Source organism: Streptomyces atratus (assembly GCF_900119365.1).
GTDB classification, from domain to species: domain Bacteria; phylum Actinomycetota; class Actinomycetes; order Streptomycetales; family Streptomycetaceae; genus Streptomyces; species Streptomyces atratus_B.
Genome location: NZ_FPJO01000009.1, coordinates 249,439 through 262,706, shown reverse-complemented (window position 1 = coordinate 262,706; position 13,268 = coordinate 249,439). Strand labels below are relative to the sequence as shown.

The window sequence follows — 13,268 nt, the reverse complement described above, 5'->3', positions numbered from 1 at the left end:
GGGAGAGCGATGCGTCCGATATCGCGTATGGCACTGGGAGCGGCCACCGCCGCCGTCCTGGCCGTCACCGCGATCGCACCGTCCGCGGCAGCGCCGCAGGACGACGCGACAGGGAAGAGAGCACTGACCGGCAGTCCGGCCGCCGATGCCGAGAAGGGCAAGTCGGTCACCGTGACACTGGTCACCGGTGACAAGGTCCTGGTGAGCAAGGACAGTTCGGGGGCCGCCTCGGCCACCGCGCTGCCCCGCGAGGACGGCACCGTCCCCCTGGTGCAGACCAGGCAGTCCGGCAAGGACCTCTACGTCTACCCCGAAACCGCCACCGCCGCGCTCGCCGCGGGCAAGGTCGACGAGGAGCTCTTCAACGTCACCGGCCTCATCCGGCAGGGCTACGACGACGCGCACACCAAGTCGCTGCCGCTGATCGCGGTTTACGGCAAGGACCGGGCCCGTTCCACCTTCGCCACCCCGCGTGGCGCCGTCCGCGGACTGGCGCTCGACGCCATCGACGGTCTCGCCCTCAAGGCGGAGAAGACGAAGGCCGCCGACTTCTGGTCGGACGTCACCAACACCCGCTCCCGCTCGGCCTCCGGCCTGAAGAAGCTCTGGCTCGACCGCAAGGTTCAAGCCACTCTCGACAAGTCGACCAAGCAGATCGGCGCCGACCTCGCCTGGGCCGCCGGATACGACGGCAAGGGCACCAAGGTCGCCGTCCTCGACACCGGTGTCGACGCCGAACACCCCGACCTCAAGGGCCGGGTCGCCGCCTCGGAGAACTTCACCGACTCCGACAGCACCGACGACCGCCAGGGCCACGGCACCCACACCATCTCCACGGTCGGCGGCTCCGGCGCGGCCAGCGGCGGCAAGAAGAAGGGTGTCGCCCCCGGCGCCGACCTGCTCGCGGGCAAGGTCCTCAACGACAGCGGCTCCGGCGCCGAGTCCTGGATCATCGCCGGCATGCAGTGGGCCGTCGACCAGAAGGCCGACGTCGTCTCCATGAGCCTCGGCAGCCCGGAACCGACCGACTGCACCGACCCGATGAGCGTCGCCGCCGAGGAACTCGCGCAGAACAAGGGCACCTTGTTCGTGATCGCGGCCGGCAACTCGGGCCCGACGTTCAACACCGTCTCCTCGCCCGGCTGCGCCCCGAGCGTGCTGACCGTCGGCGCCGTCGACCGCGACGACACCACGGCCCAGTTCTCCAGCCGCGGACCGGTCATCGGATCGCACACCCTCAAGCCCGAGATCGCCGCGCCCGGCGTCGCCATCTCGGCCGCCGCGGCCGGTGGCCGCGGCATCTACGCGTACCGGACGATGTCAGGTACGTCGATGGCCACCCCGCATGTCGCGGGCGCCGCGGCCATCGTGAAGCAGCGTCACCCGGACTGGACCGCCCAGCAGATCAAGGCGGCGCTCGTCTCGTCCGCGAAGAGCGACATCCCCGGCGACGTACGCGAGACCGGCGGCGGCCGCCTCGACGTCGAGGCCGCCATCGACACCACCCTCGTCGGCGCCCCCGCCATCCAGGGCGGCACCTACAACTGGCCGCAGGACCGGACCGACCGCACCACGGTCGACGTCCCGTACACCAACTCCGGTACCAAGCCGGTGAAGCTGTCGCTGAACGTCCAGGGCGTCACCGGCAACGACGGCTCGGCCGTCCGTTCCTCCGTCGCGAAGCTCGACGCGAGCACCGTCACCGTCCCGGCCGGAGCCACCGTCAAGGTCCCGCTGAAGATCGACCCGACGGCGAAGCTGAAGGCCGCGCAGTACGGTGACGTCACCGGACGCGTGCTGGCCACCGGCCCCGGCGGAGCCAAGGTCTCCACCCCGTTCTCGCTGTACGTCGGGGCCGAGACCGTCACGCTGCGGGTCAAGCTCGTCGACCGCGCCGGGAAGCCCGCCGCGGGCTCCTCCTCGCTGGACATCATCGGCACCGACGACGCCAGCGGCGAACGCCGCTTCAACGAGGGTGCCACCGACCAGGTCTACCAGGTGCGACCCGGCGCGTACTTCGTGTCCGGCTTCGTCACCACGGCCGACCCGAAGGACGCCACCGGCCGCATGGAAGACTCCGTCGCCTACCTCGCGCGGCCGCAGCTGAACGTAACCAAGGACACCACCCTGGTCCTGGACGCCCGCAAGGCCCACCGGATCCAGGTCAAGACCGTGGACCGCGCCTCCGAGAACCGTTCCACGACGCTCGCGTTCGGCCGCAGCTGGGACGATGTCTGGCTGCACTCGGGCTCCATCACCGGTGGCTCGGCGGTCAAGAACTACTTGGCCGACGTACAGGGCAGGGCGAGCGACGGCGACTTCGAGTTCGCCAGCTTCTGGCGCGCGTACGCCCCGCAGATCGAGAAGCTGTCGGTCGTCGGCGGCGTCGAACTGCACCCGAGGGTGGCGAGCACCGGCTCCACCAACCTCGACGGCACGGGCGAGGCCGCACTCGTCGACGCCGGTACGGGTACCCCCGACGAACTGAAGGCCGCGGGCGTCGCCGGAAAGATCGCCCTGGTCGAGGTCGGCGACGACGGCTACATGTACGCCCAGGCCAGCGACGCCAAGGCCGCCGGCGCCAAGGCCGTCATCGGCCACCGCCCCTCCGCGGGTCCCTGGAAGCCGTCCGTCGGCTACGCCCAGGCGCCGGTGCCCGCGCTCGGCATCGAGACGGGTGAGGCCGACGCGCTGAAGGCCGCCCTGGCCGAGGGCCCGGTCGAGCTGAGCTGGAAGGCCACCGCGGTCAGCCCGTTCGTCTACAACCTCGCGTTCCCCGAGACCGGCCCGGTCGCCTCGGACCGCACCTACAGGGTCCGTGACACCAAGCTCGGCAAGGTCACCGCCAACTACGAGGCGATGGGCCTCGCGGCGGACTACGTCGACATGATGATCACCAACCGGCCGTACGGCGCGAGGTTCTCCGCCATCACCGACTCCGTCGCCGCCCCCAGCAAGCGCACCGAGTACTACTCGGCGGGCGACACCGCCTGGGTGCGGTACCTCTCCTCCAGCTTCCCCTGGGGCGAGATGATGGTCGACCAGCCGCGCACCTATACGGCCGGTTCGAAGCGTACGGAGAACTGGTACCGGGGCATCCCGGTCCCGGCCGCCCCGCGCGACGCCGCCGGCGAGCTCCAGCTCGCCGCCGAGCGCCAGGACAACCTGATCGGCGTCGCCCCGGGCTTCTGGAGCGACAGCGAGCACGCCGGTCTCCAGGGCTCCTTCGGTGACATGGGCAGCATGCGCCTGAGCAGCGGCGGCAAGGTGATCGGCGAGAACGGCTGGCCGTCCGGGGCGTTCACCGTCCCGGCGCAGGACGCCGCGTACGAACTCACCATGCAGACCACCAAGTTCGGTCAGCCCGCCGCCGTATGGAAGCGGTCCACCAGCACCGAGACCACCTGGAAGTTCCGTTCGAAGCGGGACGAGAACGCCTACTCCCAGGGCATTCCGCTGCTCTTCCCGGGCTACGACCTGGCGACCGACGGGCTCAAGACCCTTGCAGCGAAGGACGGTCAGAGGATCGGCCTGAGCGTCACCGGTCACGCCGGCTACACGCCCGGCAAGCTGACCGAGGCCAAGGTCTCGTACTCCTACGACGGTGGGAAGACCTGGACCGAGGCGACCACCGCACAGCAGGACGGCCGGTGGACCGCGACCGTGAACCACGCGGGCGCGGCCGGCAAACCGGTCACCCTGAAGACCGAACTGACGGACGCCAACGGCAACTCCGTCATCCAGACCGTGACCGACGCGTACGCCGTGCGCTGATCACGACCTTACCGGTCCGCCGGGCGTCCTTCCCGTGGGGGGTGGGGACGCCCGGCGGACCCATGTCCGCGGCCACTATTTCCGGATGACCCGTTTTCGTACGACCCCCGCGGTCGAAAATAAGGGCATGAGTCAGCAGGGGGAGAGGCCCGCCGCCCACGAGGACGACTGGTGGCGCAGGCTGTACGACGAGAACGCCCGGGACACCGGGACGAGCAACGCGGCCGACAGTCTCGACGACCGCTTCGACTCGGCGTCGGGCGCGGTGGGATCCGGCGGGCGCGAGGGGCCCGCCGGCGAGACGGGGACGCTGCCGGAGGCGGAGCCCGCACCTGCGAAGGGGGAGGGCGCGCCGCCGGTCCCTGCTGCCCCGCCGGTCTCAGGCGCCACGGCCGCCACACCCGTACCGGAGGAGGGGCACGAGACCGCGCCCGCTCCCCGTCCCGTGATCGGCCATGTGGGTGACCGGCCGCCCACCTACGACGCCGAACCCACCGCACTGCCCGTCACCGTCCCGCAGGAACTGGACGGACTCGTCGCCGACACCGCCCTCGACGGCGCCCGCTACGGCACATGCACCCTGCGCGCCGCCTCCGTGCGCGGGGACTCCTCGCGGTTCCGCGGCGAGCCCCGCCGCGACGCGCTGCTCACCGTCCGCTTCGGCACCGACGAGCACGCACTGGTCCTGGTCGCCGTCGCCACCGGGGCCCGCGCCACCGAATCGGCACATCTGGCGGCGGCCGACGCCTGCCGCTGGATCGGCGCAGCGGTCGGACGCAGCCACGCCCGGCTCTCCGAGGACATAAGGGCGGGCCGCCGCGGAGAGCTCAAATCCGGTCTGCACCGCCTCACCGACCGCACATACGGCAAGCTGCGCGCCCGCGCCGCCGAGCTGGGGACGGAACCGCAGCAGTACACGGCGGGCCTGCGCTGCCTCCTGCTGCCTGCGGACCCCGACTGCCGTACGAGGATCTTCTTCGGCGTCGGCGCCGGTGGACTCTTCCGGCTCCGCGAGGGCGCCTGGCAGGACCTCGAACCGGAGGTCCCGGCAGCCGGCGACCTCGGCGCGGACCCCACGGCCGGATCGGGTGCCGGTGCCGGGTTCCCGGCCGGGTCCGCGTCGCCCGGGAGCGGCCCCGACGGTGACCGCCTCACCATGGATCCGGCCATCACCACGCCCGCGTCCCCCTGCGCCGAGGCCCCGCCCGGCCCGTCCGATCCGCCCGCAGAACCGTTCCGCTTCAGGGGCTCGGTGGCCCGGCCGGGGGACACCCTGCTGCTGTGCAGCCCCGGACTGGCCGAACCGTTGCGCGGCGAGCCCGCCCTGGCCCGGGAGCTCGCCGGACGCTGGGCCCCCGGCACGGCACCCGGGCTCGTGGCCTTCCTCGCGGACACCCAGCTCCGGGTGAAGGGGTACTCCGACGACCGTACGGGCGTGGGCGTCTGGGAGGCGTAACCGCGCGCGCCATGGGTTGATGGATGCGGAGTCCGGAAGCCGAAGCGCGGAAAGGGTACGCACCCATGGCCAAGCAGAACGTGTCGGAGCAGTTCGTCGACATCCTCGTCCGGGCGGGCGTCAAGCGTATGTACGGTGTCGTCGGCGACAGCCTCAACCCGGTCGTCGACGCCATCCGCCGCAACCGGGCCATCGACTGGATCCAGGTCCGGCACGAGGAGACCGCCGCATTCGCCGCCGGCGCGGAGGCCCAGATCACGGGCTCGCTGGCGGCCTGCGCCGGATCGTGCGGCCCAGGCAACCTGCACCTCATCAATGGTCTCTACGACGCCCACCGTTCCATGGCTCCCGTGCTCGCCCTCGCCTCGCACATCCCGTCGAGCGAGATCGGGCTCGGCTACTTCCAGGAGACCCACCCGGAGCTGCTCTTCCAGGAGTGCAGCCACTACAACGAGATGATCTCCAACCCGCAGCAGATGCCGCGGCTGCTCCAGACCGCCATTCAGCACGCGATCGGCCGGGGCGGGGTCAGTGTCGTCACGATGCCGGGTGACATCGCGTCGCAGCCCGCCCCGGAGAGGTCCATCGAGCACGCGCTGGTCACCTCGCGGCCGACGGTCCGGCCCGGTGACGAGGAGATCGCCGAGCTCTGCCGGATGGTCGACGCGGCGAAACGTGTGACCCTGTTCTGCGGCAGCGGAACGGCGGGCGCCCACGCCGAGGTGATGGAGTTCGCCGAACGGGTGAAGGCCCCCGTCGGGCACGCGCTGCGCGGCAAGGAATGGATCCAGTACGACAACCCGTACGACGTCGGGATGAGCGGCCTGCTCGGCTACGGCGCCGCCTACGAGGCGACCAACCAGTGCGACCTCCTCATCCTGCTCGGCACCGACTTCCCGTACAACGCCTTCCTCCCGAGCGACGTGAAGATCGTCCAGGTCGATGTGCGCCCCGAGCACCTGGGCCGCCGCTCCAAGCTGGATCTGGCGGTCTGGGGCGATGTCCGCGAGACCCTGCGCTGTCTGACCCCGCAGGTGAAGCCCAAGACCGACCGCAGATTCCTCGACCGGATGCTGAAGAAGCACGCCGAGGCGCTGGAGGGCGTGGTCAAGGCGTACACCCGCAAGGTCGAGAAGCACGTCCCGATCCATCCGGAGTACGTCGCCTCGCTGCTGGACGAACTGGCCGAGGACGACGCCGTGTTCACCGTCGACACCGGTATGTGCAATGTGTGGGCCGCACGGTATCTCTCCCCCAACGGCAAGCGCCGCGTCATCGGCTCGTTCAGCCACGGCTCGATGGCCAACGCGCTCCCGCAGGCCATCGGCGCCCAGTTCACCGACCCGCACCGGCAAGTGGTCTCGATGTCCGGCGACGGCGGATTCACCATGCTGATGGGCGACTTCCTGACGCTGGTGCAGTACGACCTGCCGGTCAAGGTCGTGCTGTTCAACAACTCCTCGCTCAGCATGGTCGAGTTGGAGATGCTGGTCGCGGGCCTGCCGTCGTTCGGTACGTCCAACAAGAACCCGGACTTCGCCGCGGTCGCCCGCGCCTGCGGGGCGTACGGGGTGCGGGTGGAGAAGCCCAAGCAGCTCGAAGGCGCACTCAAGGACGCCTTCAAGCACAAGGGCCCGGCACTCGTGGATGTCGTCACCGACCCCAACGCGCTCTCCATCCCGCCGAAGATCAGCGCCGAGATGGTCACCGGCTTCGCGCTCTCCGCGAGCAAGATCGTGCTGGACGGGGGAGTGGGCCGGATGGTCCAGATGGCCCGCTCCAACCTGCGGAACGTGCCCCGCCCCTGAACGCGGACCGAGTCGCCCGGAGCGGCCCGGACCGTCACGCCGGGGTCAGTCGCAGTGTCAGGATCTGGAACGGCCGCAACGACAGTACGAGTCCGTGCTCGTCGGTGTCCGCCTCGTGCAGCGGCCGTTCCAGCAGATCGGTGACCCGGGCCCGCACGACGGGGAACCCGACCCGCAGCGTGGTTCCGGCACGGCCGCCCGCCGACTCGTACAGCCGCACGATCACATCTCCGCTCCGGTCCTCGGCGAGCTTCACCGACTCCACCGTGACCGCCGGATGCCCCGTCTCGACCAGCGACGGCAGCACGGGCGCCACGGCCGCCCGCAACGGCAGGTTGAGCGCGAGCCCCTCCCGTACCGAGTCCGTGATCGCGCCACCCGGTGCCAGTGCGTAACCGAACCGGTGCCGGCCCAGGTCCGTCTCCGGGTCGGGGCTGTGCGGAGCGCGCAGCAGCGTGAGACGTACGGTCGTGCCGAGACCCGAGCCGTGCGGGGTCCGGGTCACCTCGTGTCCGTACGTCGAGTCGTTGAGCAAGGTCACGCCGTACCCCGGCTCGGCGACCCGGAGCCAGCGATGGGCGCAGATCTCGAAACGGGCCGCGTCCCAGCCGGTGTTGTCGTGCGTGGGGCGGTGGATGTGGCCGAACTGGATCTCGGACGTGGACCGTTCGGCATGCACATCGAGCGGGAATGCCACCTTGAGGACCTTCTCCGACTCACGCCAGTCGATCTCGGTCTCGATGTCGATCCGCCGGCTGTCCGCGGTCAGCCGGACCTCCTGCGTGACATGTGACTGCCCGAAGGACCGCAGCACACGGACCGCCGCCCGCAACGGCCCCTCCTCCACCAGCTCGACGGAGTCGGCTCCGGTGAGATCGGTCCGGGTGCGGCGGTAGTGCCGGTCGATGTCCCAGGCGTCCCAGTGGTTGGGGTGGTCCGGGTGCAGCTGGAGGAGGTTGGCCCGGTGGCCGGGGGCGAGGACGTCCCGCCCGGCGGCGAGATCGCGCACGGAGGCGATCAGCCCGTCGCCGTCGACCACCAACCGCAACAGCCCGTTGTCGAGTACGAGACCCTCGCCCGCCGAACCGGTCGCGGTGACCGGGTGCTCCGGCACCGTCGAGCCGTTCAACGGCCCTGAGCCGAGTCCGGGTACGTCGGCCTCCACCACCGTGCGACCGTCACCCAGGCGCTGCACCTGCGCGCCGGAAGGCAGCAGCGCGCTCGCCTCCGCGTCCAGCTCGACCACCTGACGGCGTTGGTACGGAGAGGAGTTGAGCGCCACCAGCCCCCCGGGCGCACCCAGCGCGGCCACCGCGTCCGCCACCAGATCCGCCAGTTCCGCTTGCACCCGCTCGTATGTCTCGCGGGCCTCGCGATGCACCCAGGCGATCGACGAGCCGGGCAGGATGTCATGGAACTGGTGCAGCAGCACCGTCTTCCACAGCCGGTCCAGCGCCTCGTACGGATAGGCATAGAGGTGGGCGGGGCTGCGCAGCGTCGCCGCCGTGGCACGCACGGGTTGGCCGCCGCCTCCAGCAGCAGCGACACCGGCTCGCCGCCCGCCGCCGGGGAGGCCAGTGTCAGATGGCGATTGCGCGGATGGATGCCCTTGATGGGGACGCCCGCGGGGTCGTACAGCATGCCCTCGGCCTGGAAGCCCGGCCCCTGACCGGAGAACCCGGGATCGACGACCACCTCGACCCGCCGCCCCGCCCACCGTGCCGGCACGGTCCCCTCCAGCCGGAACCAGCTGGTGGACCAGGGCTTCCCCCACTCGGTGCCGGTACTGAACGGCTCGAACGGCTCCCGGAGGACCTGTGCCACGGGAACGGGTTCGCCGGGGACGTGCCGGACGGAGAGCGCGAGCGGGGTCCGGTCCGGGTACTGGGCGGGGCGGATGAACTGGTGAAGGGCCCGTTCGAGGCGGTCCTCGACCAGGGTGCGGTCGTCGTGCATCACGGCTCCTCGGAGTCGGCGCCTACGGGGTGCCCATGGCTCCACTTCCCCGGCGGCCGACCCGGCACCCCTGCGGGTGGCACGAGGGGGTGACGGTAGATCAACTGGCCCTGCCCGCACCCTTGGCGACCCTTGAGCAATGTGACATATTACTGACGTGCTCACGAGACACCCCCTGGATGTCGTCATCGTCGGGGCCGGAATGGTCGGCGCCGCCTGCGCCTACTACACCTCCCGGTCCGGACTCTCCGTAGCCGTCGTCGACCGCGGGCCGGTGGCCGGCGGCACCACCGGAGCCGGCGAGGGCAACCTCCTGGTCTCCGACAAAGTGCCGGGACCGGAGCTGGAACTGGCCCTGCTCTCCGCCTCCTTGTGGCAGCAGCTGTCCGAGGAGCTGCCCGAGGGCATCGAGTACGAACTCAAGGGCGGCGTGGTCGTCGCGGCGTCCGAGGACTCCCTGGCCACTCTGTCCGCGACGGCCGCCGGTCAGCGGGAGGAGGGCGTCGAGGCGCACCACCTCACCCCCGACCGGCTGCGCGAACTCGAACCCCATCTCGCGCCGCACCTGGCCGGTGGCTGCCACTACCCGCAGGACGCCCAGGTCCAGCCGGCCCTGGCGGCTGCGGAGTTGTTGCGTGCGGCCACGCGTGCCGGTGCGCTTGTCCGTCCGGGGGAGGAGGTGGTGGGGATCCTCAGGAGCCGGGAGGGCGCCGTGTGCGGGGTACGGACGACCCGGGGTGAACTGCGGGCCCCTGTAGTCGTCAACGCGGGGGGCACCTGGGGCGGCGACCTTGCCGCACTGGCCGGGGTGAACCTGCCGGTCCTGCCGCGCAGGGGGTTCGTACTCGTCACCGAACCGCTGCCCCGGCTGATCCGGCACAAGGTCTACGCGGCGGAGTACGTGGCCGACGTGTCGAGCGGGTCGGCGGCGCTGCAGACCTCCCCGGTGGTGGAGGGAACACCCTCGGGTCCGGTACTCATCGGGGCGAGCCGCGAACGGGTCGGCTTCGACCGGACGTTGTCCGTTCCGGTGGTCGCCCGGCTGGCGGCCCGGGCCGCCGACCTCTTCCCCGTGCTCGCCGATGTGCGGGTACTGCGCGCCTACCACGGGTTCCGCCCCTACCTGCCCGACCATCTGCCCGCGATCGGACCGGACCCCCGGGCACCGGGGCTCTTCCACGCCTGCGGCCACGAGGGCGCCGGAATCGGGCTGGCGCCCGCGACCGGACTGCTGATCGCCGAAGCGATCCGGGGGAAGCGGCCCGTACTCGACCTCGCACCGTTCGCCCCCGACCGGTTCGATGCCACATGCCATGTCCCATGACGGTGGAGAGCGGGGCACCCTTGCCCCAGGAGAGGACCCCGTGAGACGCACCCGTGCACGCACCCCCGCCGAACTCGTCGGGGCCGAGCCCGAACCGGAGTTCCGGCTGACCTTCGACGGCCGCCCGATCCGCGGACTGCCGGGCCAGACCATCGCCGCCGCACTCTGGTCGGCGGGCATCCTGACCTGGCGCACCACCCGGGTCCACGACCGGCCGCGCGGCGCCTTCTGCGGCATCGGCGCCTGCTACGACTGCCTGGCCACCGTCAACGGCCGGCCCAACCGGCGTGCCTGTCTGCTGCCCGCCGCGCCGGGCGACGTCATCACCACTCAGGAGGGCGACGGGCATGCCGCACTCGACGGATGACCACCGGGCGCGGGAGACCGGGTGCGCCACGATAGCCGTGGTGGGAGCGGGACCGGCGGGCCTGGCCGCAGCCGTCACCGCCGCCGACCACGGGCTCGACGTGGTTCTGCTGGACGCGGCCACCGCGCCCGGCGGGCAGTACTACCGCAGCCCGGCGGACGGGCTCGGTGCCACCCGGCCCGAGGCACTTCACCACCACTGGCGTGCCTTCGCGGAACTCTCCTCACGACTCGCCGCGCACCGCGACACCGGCGCGATCCGCCATCTCACCGGCCACCAGGTGTGGACGGTCGAAAGAACCGGTGACGGCGACTGGATCCTGCACGCGGTCACCGGGGGCGACGAGGAGACCCGCACCGCTGTCCGGGCCCGCCGCATGGTCCTGGCGACGGGTGCCCACGAGCGCCAACTCCCCTTCCCGGGCTGGACACTTCCAGGGGTGGTGAGTGCGGCGGGGGCCCAGGCCATGCTCAAGTCCGGGCTGGTGCTGCCGGGGCGCCGGATCGTGGTCGCGGGGAGCGGTCCGCTCCTCCAGGCGGTCGCACTCTCGCTGACGCGTGCGGGGGCGAGTGTCCCGGCGCTCGTCGAGGCCGCCGGGTACGGGGCGTATGCCCGTGCTCCGCGGGTGCTGGCGGCCAACCCCGGCAAGGCGGCGGAAGGGGCGCGGTTCGGGGCGGCGCTGGCCCGTGCCGGGGTCCGGGTGCTGGGACACCGGGCGGTCACCGAGGTGCACGGCGACGAGCGGGTGGAGGCGGTGACCGTCAGCAGGGTGGACCGTCGATGGCGCCCTGTCGCGGGGACCGGCCGCCGGATCGCCTGCGACGTGCTCGCCGTGGGACACGGGCTCGTGCCGCAGCTGGAACTCGCCGTGGCAGCCGGCTGCGCCACGCGTCCGGGCCCCGACGGCACGCACGCCGTCACCCTTGACGAGCAGCTCAGGACCACCGTCCCCGGCGTCTGGGCGGCCGGTGAGACCGGAGGCGTCGGAGGCGTAGAACTCGCCCTCTACGAAGGTGAGTTGGCGGCGCTGTCGATCATTCGCGAGGCGCGGGGCGGGGTGCGGCGGCAGGAGGCGCGCAGAGCGGTCGCGCTGCGACGCTCCCGGCGCCGGCTGCGGGCCTTCGCCGCGCTGATGGGGGCCGTGCACCGGCCGGGCGCCGGGTGGATCGAGTGGCTGACCGGCGATACGGAGGTCTGCCGCTGCGAAGAGGTCACCGCGGGCCGGATCCGTAGCGCCTGCGAGGAGCTGGGAGCCGGTGACACCAGGACCGTCAAACTGCTCACCCGGGCCGGAATGGGGTGGTGCCAGGGCCGGACGTGTGGATTCGCCGTCCGTGAACTCGCCGCCGTGCACGGCGCCGGGCAGGACCCGGGCGGGCCCGACCGGCGCCCGCTGGCCTGCCCCGTGAAGCTCTCCACGCTCGCCGACCTGGCCGACCCCGGGTAGCCCGGCCACCAGCCCTCGCGGTCGGACCCCTCGCAACCAGCCCCTCGCAGCCAGTCCTGCCCCGGAGCCCGACGGCCCGCCGGTTCGGGTTCCCGCACACCAGAACGCCGCGTTCGCCAACTGTCGTCCGCGTACCGCCACACCATGACATGTCACATCTCTCTCAAGGAGTCACGATGCAGACGAACACCCACCCGCGCACCCGCCCCTGGCACGGGGTCATGGTCGCCACCCCGGTCACCCTCCGCGACGACTGCACCATCGACTACGACGCCTACGCCACCCATGTGCGGCAGCTCATCGAGGCGGGCTGTGACGGAGTGGTGCCCAACGGCTCACTGGGGGAGTACCAGACCCTGACCGACAGCGAACGCGAGCAGGTGGTCCGGGTCGCCGTCGAAGCCGCGGGCGACGGCAGCCGCGTCATGCCGGGCGTCTCCGCCTACGGCAGCGCGGAATCACGGCGCTGGACGGAACAGGCCGCCGAGGCGGGCGCCGGTTCCGTACTGCTCCTGCCGCCCAACGGATACCGCTGCGAGGACGAGGCGGTGCGCGCCCACTACGCCGAGGTGGCCGAAGTCGGGGTGCCGGTCGTCGCGTACAACAACCCGTACGACACCAAGGTGGATCTGGCTCCGAGCCTGCTCGCCCGCCTTCACCAGGACGGCAGCATCGTGGCCGTCAAGGAGTTCAGCGGCGACGTCCGCAGAGCGTACGAGATCGCCGAACAGGCGCCCGGTCTCGATGTGCTCGTGGGCGCCGACGACGTACTGCTGGAGCTGGCGCTCGCCGGCGCCGTCGGGTGGATCGCCGGCTGTCCGAACATGCTGCCGTCCAGCTGCGTGGACCTGTACCGGGCCGCTGTCACCGGTGACATGGCAACCGCGCTGCCGCTGTACCGGGAGCTGCACCCGCTGCTGCGGTGGGACTCGAAGCCCGAGTTCGTCCAGGCCATCAAGGCATCCATGGACGTCGCCGGACGCCACGGCGGCCGTACTCGACCGCCGCGGTTCCCGCTTCCCGCCGAGGACGAGGCCGCCGTGCGTGCCGCGACGGAGAAGGCACTCGCCGGCGGTCGCCACTGAGAGCGGCGCCCGGCCCGTACGTCCGGGCGGAGCCGCGCCAGGCTCTGCCCG

At 71.8% G+C, this 13,268-nt stretch carries 7 protein-coding genes and 2 pseudogenes; 7 read left to right on the top strand and 2 right to left on the bottom strand.

Annotated features, from left to right (window positions below; all coding sequences use genetic code 11):
* Positions 1-9 precede the first annotated feature (9 nt).
* The 3 genes from BT364_RS18215 (at position 10) to BT364_RS18205 (ending at position 7,038) form a co-directional block, all read left to right on the top strand.
* On the top strand, positions 10-3,774 hold the full coding sequence (locus BT364_RS18215) for a S8 family serine peptidase (RefSeq protein ID WP_072486229.1): 3,765 nt from the start codon (positions 10-12) through the stop codon (positions 3,772-3,774).
* Between the two features lie 127 nt (positions 3,775-3,901).
* Positions 3,902-5,230 (top strand): protein phosphatase 2C domain-containing protein, encoded by a 1,329-nt coding sequence (locus BT364_RS18210; protein ID WP_072486228.1) that lies wholly within the window; start codon positions 3,902-3,904, stop codon positions 5,228-5,230.
* Between the two features lie 65 nt (positions 5,231-5,295).
* Positions 5,296-7,038 carry a pyruvate dehydrogenase gene (locus BT364_RS18205; protein ID WP_072486227.1) on the top strand — a complete coding sequence of 581 codons (1,743 nt, stop codon included), beginning with the start codon at positions 5,296-5,298 and terminating at the stop codon, positions 7,036-7,038.
* Positions 7,039-7,072: 34 nt separating this feature from the next.
* On the opposite strand, the pseudogene BT364_RS18200 reads toward BT364_RS18205, so the two are convergent.
* Positions 7,073-8,548: pseudogene (locus BT364_RS18200) on the bottom strand (alpha-mannosidase); the annotation flags it as partial.
* A pseudogene (locus BT364_RS44580) lies at positions 8,548-8,994 on the bottom strand (alpha-mannosidase); the annotation flags it as partial. The pseudogenes BT364_RS18200 and BT364_RS44580, both read right to left, overlap by 1 nt.
* Before the next feature lie 157 nt (positions 8,995-9,151).
* Between BT364_RS44580 and BT364_RS18195 the strand changes: the two are divergent.
* From BT364_RS18195 to BT364_RS18180, 4 genes are all read left to right on the top strand, one after another.
* Positions 9,152-10,318: an NAD(P)/FAD-dependent oxidoreductase gene (locus BT364_RS18195; RefSeq protein ID WP_072486226.1), complete on the top strand. Its 1,167-nt coding sequence runs from the start codon at positions 9,152-9,154 to the stop codon at positions 10,316-10,318.
* Between the two features lie 40 nt (positions 10,319-10,358).
* Complete coding sequence (locus tag BT364_RS18190; protein ID WP_072486225.1) at positions 10,359-10,685, top strand: (2Fe-2S)-binding protein; 327 nt, start codon at positions 10,359-10,361, stop codon at positions 10,683-10,685.
* Complete coding sequence (locus tag BT364_RS18185; protein ID WP_072486224.1) at positions 10,666-12,132, top strand: FAD/NAD(P)-dependent oxidoreductase; 1,467 nt, start codon at positions 10,666-10,668, stop codon at positions 12,130-12,132. Before BT364_RS18190 ends, BT364_RS18185 begins: the two co-directional genes overlap by 20 nt.
* Before the next feature lie 176 nt (positions 12,133-12,308).
* On the top strand, positions 12,309-13,217 hold the full coding sequence (locus tag BT364_RS18180) for a dihydrodipicolinate synthase family protein (RefSeq protein ID WP_072486223.1): 909 nt from the start codon (positions 12,309-12,311) through the stop codon (positions 13,215-13,217).
* Positions 13,218-13,268: the final 51 nt, after the last annotated feature.

Excerpts from the sequence above, each read along its gene's own strand:
- BT364_RS18180 (WP_072486223.1), top strand. The coding sequence starts at position 12,309 with ATGCAGACGAACACCCACCCGCGCACCCGCCCCTGGCACGGGGTCATG.
- BT364_RS18210 (WP_072486228.1), top strand. The coding sequence starts at position 3,902 with ATGAGTCAGCAGGGGGAGAGGCCCGCCGCCCACGAGGACGACTGGTGG.
- BT364_RS18205 (WP_072486227.1), top strand. The coding sequence starts at position 5,296 with ATGGCCAAGCAGAACGTGTCGGAGCAGTTCGTCGACATCCTCGTCCGG.
- BT364_RS18185 (WP_072486224.1), top strand. The coding sequence starts at position 10,666 with ATGCCGCACTCGACGGATGACCACCGGGCGCGGGAGACCGGGTGCGCC.
- BT364_RS18215 (WP_072486229.1), top strand. The coding sequence starts at position 10 with ATGCGTCCGATATCGCGTATGGCACTGGGAGCGGCCACCGCCGCCGTC.